The 4,050-nt window shown below is 64.4% G+C and carries 5 protein-coding genes; 2 read left to right on the forward strand and 3 right to left on the reverse strand.

The genetic code is table 11. The annotated features are described in order from the left end of the window. On the reverse strand, positions 1-944 hold a 944-nt coding region (locus ACTHLF_RS20375), incomplete at its 3' end, for an acyl-CoA dehydrogenase family protein (protein WP_440329922.1). Positions 945-1,157: 213 nt separating this feature from the next. Here ACTHLF_RS20375 and ACTHLF_RS20380 point away from each other — a divergent pair. Next, positions 1,158-2,033 carry a DMT family transporter gene (locus ACTHLF_RS20380; protein WP_440329924.1) on the forward strand — a complete coding sequence of 292 codons (876 nt, stop codon included), beginning with the start codon at positions 1,158-1,160 and terminating at the stop codon, positions 2,031-2,033. 179 nt (positions 2,034-2,212) lie between these two features. Then, entirely contained in the window at positions 2,213-2,737 is a 525-nt protein-coding gene (locus ACTHLF_RS20385; protein ID WP_440329926.1) for a hypothetical protein, read from the forward strand. A 169-nt stretch (positions 2,738-2,906) separates the two neighbouring features. Here the strand turns inward: ACTHLF_RS20385 and ACTHLF_RS20390 are convergent, their stop codons facing one another. Next, positions 2,907-3,848 carry a 5'-nucleotidase gene (locus ACTHLF_RS20390; protein WP_440329928.1) on the reverse strand — a complete coding sequence of 314 codons (942 nt, stop codon included), beginning with the start codon at positions 3,846-3,848 and terminating at the stop codon, positions 2,907-2,909. Between the two features lie 88 nt (positions 3,849-3,936). After that, on the reverse strand, positions 3,937-4,050 hold a 114-nt coding region (locus ACTHLF_RS20395), incomplete at its 5' end, for an IS3 family transposase (RefSeq protein ID WP_440325412.1).

Below are 4,050 nucleotides of genomic sequence, written 5' to 3' on the forward strand. Positions count from 1 at the left end.
CCAGCATCCTTCAGGCGGCCAAGCTGCAGCGAAAGCAACTGGGCCGTCGTGATCCGGCGGGCCATGTCGGCCAGCTTCAGCTGAACGGCCTGGTTGGCGGAGAGCGGGCGGCCGAACAGGATGCGCTGCGACGAGTAGTCCAGCACCTCTTTCAGGCAGGCCTGGGCCGCACCGATCGGGCCCCAGGTGATGCCGTAGCGAGCCTGGGTCAGGCAGCCCAGCGGCCCCTTCAGGCCCTTGACGTTCGGCAGGCGCGCGCTATCCGGCACGCGTACGTCATCGAAGAACAGGCCCGAGGTCACCGAGGCGCGCAGGATCATCTTCTTGTGGACATCATGCGCCGCGAAACCATTGGTGTCGGTCGGCACGATGAAGCCCTGGATCCCGTCCTCGGTCTGCGCCCACACGATCGCGATGTGCGCCAGGTTGCCGTTCGTGATCCACATCTTGGCGCCATTGATGACCCAGTCACCGCCATCGCGGCGGGCGTTGGTCTTCATGTTGGCCGGGTCCGAGCCGCCGTGCGGTTCGGTGAGACCAAAGCAGCCGATGACCTCGCCTGCCGCCATGCGCGGCAGGTATTCGCGTTTCTGCTCTTCCGAGCCGTACGCGAAGATCGGGTACATGCACAGCGAGCTCTGCACGGAAGCGAAGCTGCGCAGGCCGGAATCGCCGCGCTCCAGCTCCTGGCAGATCAGGCCGTAGCTCACGCCGTTCATGCCGGCGCAGCCGTATTCCTCGGGCAGCGTGGCGCCCAGCAGGCCGAGCGAGGCGATCTCGGGCACCAGCTCCGCGGGGAAACGCCCCTGGTCGAAGGCATCGCCGATGATCGGCAGCACTGTCTCATCAACAAAGCGGCCGACGGCGTCCTGCACCATGCGCTCTTCTTCGGTGAGCAGCGAGCGGACGTCGTAGAGGTCGAGCGGGTCAAGACGGTGGGCCATGCGGGGACTCGTAAGCGGCTGCCGGAAAGCCCCTGATTGTAGACCCGCGTGAAGGCTGGGTCATGGCGGCCCGCAGCAAACCGTCCGATCCCGTGTGGAAGCGCGCTCGCGCGCGATTTCCGTGCGACACACCCGTTCCATGCGGCCGCGAAGGGTGTGCCCGGCCGTAATCGATTACATAATGGCCGGGCTCCCAGCCACCAGGCCTTCCCCATGTTCAAGGGCGTCATCCTCGGCTTTGCCTGTTACGCCGCCTATGCGTGGAGCGACGCCTTCGTGAAATCCCTGGAGGGCACCCTGCCGGCGTACGAGGCGGTGTTCTTCGGCGCCGTGCTGGCCCTGGCCGCCCTGCCCTTCCTGAAGAAGCCCGGCGACCGCTGGAGCGAGGTGGTGATCTCTAAACTGCCGGGCCTGTGGCTGCTCCGGGCCATGGCCGGCGCCATCGGCAACGTCACGGCGGTCATGGCCTTCACCGCCCTGCCCATGGCCGAGGCGTTCTGCCTGATCTTCCTGCTGCCGATCTTCGTGACGATTCTTTCCGTCGTGTTCCTGCGCGAGCACGTGGGCTGGCGGCGCTGGTCGGCGGTCGTGGTCGGCTTCCTCGGCGTCCTCGTGGTCCTGCGGCCCGGCTTCCGCCACCTGGGCGTCGGCCATGTGGCGGCGATCATCTGCGGTATCACCGGCGCGCTTTCGATCATTGCCCTGCGCATGGCCGGTGCCAGCGAGAAACGCATCACCCTGTACGGCGCAGGCGTCGTTGGCCCGATGATCGCGGGCTTCATCATGATGCTGCCGCACTTCGTCTGGCCGGACCTGCACCAGTGGTTCCTGGTACTGGGCTATGGCTTGTTCGCCGCTGCCGGTGCGGTGCTGTTGATGCTCGCCACGCAGCACGCGCCGGCGAACCGCGTCGCACCAACGCAGTACAGCCAGATGCTCTGGGCGATCCTGTTCGGCTACCTGATCTTCCACGACCACCTCGACTGGTGGATGCTCGTGGGCATCGTCCTGATCCTCGGCGCCGGCCTGTTTACGTTCGTACGCGAAGAGAAGAAGACCGACTGGTGGCGTTGGACGAATATCGTCTAGCGCCGCAGAGCTCTCGGGTGACATGACTATCAGGTTTCCCTGATTCAGCCACCTGCGACACATCCGGACCATGACAGCTCCGTATCTCGGAGCCTGCCATGCTGCCCGGAAGTCCCACATGCATCCTTCGCGCCTCGACGTAGGCGCGAAGGATGGGCACACACTGGAACGCTGGCCTCATGCGCTGGCGTCCTCACATCGACCGATCAGCCAGAAGCCATTGCCTGCAGCATCTTCACCCATTTCGCTTCACACTTGAGCTGAATGTCGGCGGTGCTGCTTGCCCACGCACTGTCACGGTACACGTTGGTTTCGGCATTCACTGCTTCACACGCAAGTATCTCGACAGCGAATGCGACGCGGAGCCATATCGCGACGATCGAGAAATCCGCGCATTCGACAAGGAGCGTTATGAGCTTTCCAAGGAACTGCCGACCATTGTACGGACACTGTGTGAGAGGCGGTGCGGGTTCGGCAAGCACGAAAACTACGTCACGCTGGACCTGAGCCAAGCCGGTGCGGTCTACGCGGTGTTCTTTCAGGTAAAGCGCTGGCGGAAAGCCGGACCATCGGCCGTACTGGTCGTCGTGCAGAGCGCGTATCGCCTTGACCCTGGAAAACGCCTTCCGTCCACGGGACGCATTTCATTCAACGCCTTGGTCGGCCACGCTCTGCGCGAAACACGACCGAAGATCCCCAGGTAGGAAAAAGCGAAGCCCCGCTAAAGCGGGGCTTCTTAGATCGGAAACCTCTTGCGTCCGCGCCGGGCGGAGCCACTGGGTGGCAGGCGACGCTGGCAAGGCCATCCGCTTTGGCGTCTGGGCGAGATTCTAGCAAGGCCACTTGCCTGACGTAAATTCGAAGATTCTCAACTCATGAATTGCTTACACCATGCGGTACATGGCCCGTGGCGACCACCTGGCGGGCGGATTCCACGTTGGCCGGGCTGTCGTCGAAGAAGATGTCGGCACCGAAGGCGTCGAGGAACGGGCCCTTGTCGCGGCCGCCCAGGAACAGCGCCTCGTCGATGCGGACACCCCAGCGGCGTAGCGTGAGGATGACCCGCTTGTGGGCCGGTGCGGAGCGTGCCGTGACCAGGGCCGTGCGGATCGGCGAGGTCTCGGCCGGGAACGCGGCCTGCAGCCGGTGCAGCGCCGAGAGGAAGCCGCGGAACGGGCCGCCCGAGAGCGGCTCGGCCCACATTTCCGTTTCGTTCTGGTGGAAAGCTTCAAGGCCCTGCTCGCGGGAAACGCGCTCACCTTCGTCACCGAAGATCACTGCGTCACCATCGAACGCGACGCGCAGCTGCTCGGTGGAACGCGGCGGCGCGACCGACGGCAGGATCGTCGCCGCGGCGACACCGGCGCGCAGCGCACGACCGACGTCTTCGGCGTTGGCGGAGAGGAACAGGTCGGCCTTGAACGGCGCGATGTAATCCGACGTTGGCGCGCCACTGGTGAACGCCGCACGCGAGATACCCAGCCCGTAGTGCTGGATGGCATTGAAGATGCGCAGCCCGGTATCCCCTGAATTGCGCGAGAGCAGGATCACTTCTACCGCAGGCACATCGCCGGAGAGCTTGTTCAGGTCGAGCAGCTTCTGCACAAGGGGAAACGCCACGCCCGGCTTGAGCAGCTCGTTCTCATGCTCGATCTGGAAGGCACGGTAGGCATCCAGCCCTTCCTGCTCGAACAGCTCGTGGCTGCTACCCATGTCGAACAGCGCCCGTGAGGAAATGGCCACCACCAGGCGGTTATCGCGCACCGAGGATTCGGCGTGTGCGTTGGTGGACGGGAGGTCCTCGGGGGCGTTCATGGGGCGGTCCATGGGGCTGGGATGCCTATCCTAGACCAGATATGTGGGAGCGCGCTTGCGCGCGATCGCGCGCAAGTGAACTGACCCCCTAAAGTTGGACGGGTCGGTCGGGTCCAAAGGCTTGGGTCCGGTATTCCACCGGGCTCCGGCCTTTGAGGTTGAGCTTGATGCGATTGTGATTGTAATAGTGGATGTAACCGGG

Source organism: Luteibacter sp., assembly GCF_051958795.1.
Lineage (GTDB): Bacteria > Pseudomonadota > Gammaproteobacteria > Xanthomonadales > Rhodanobacteraceae > Luteibacter.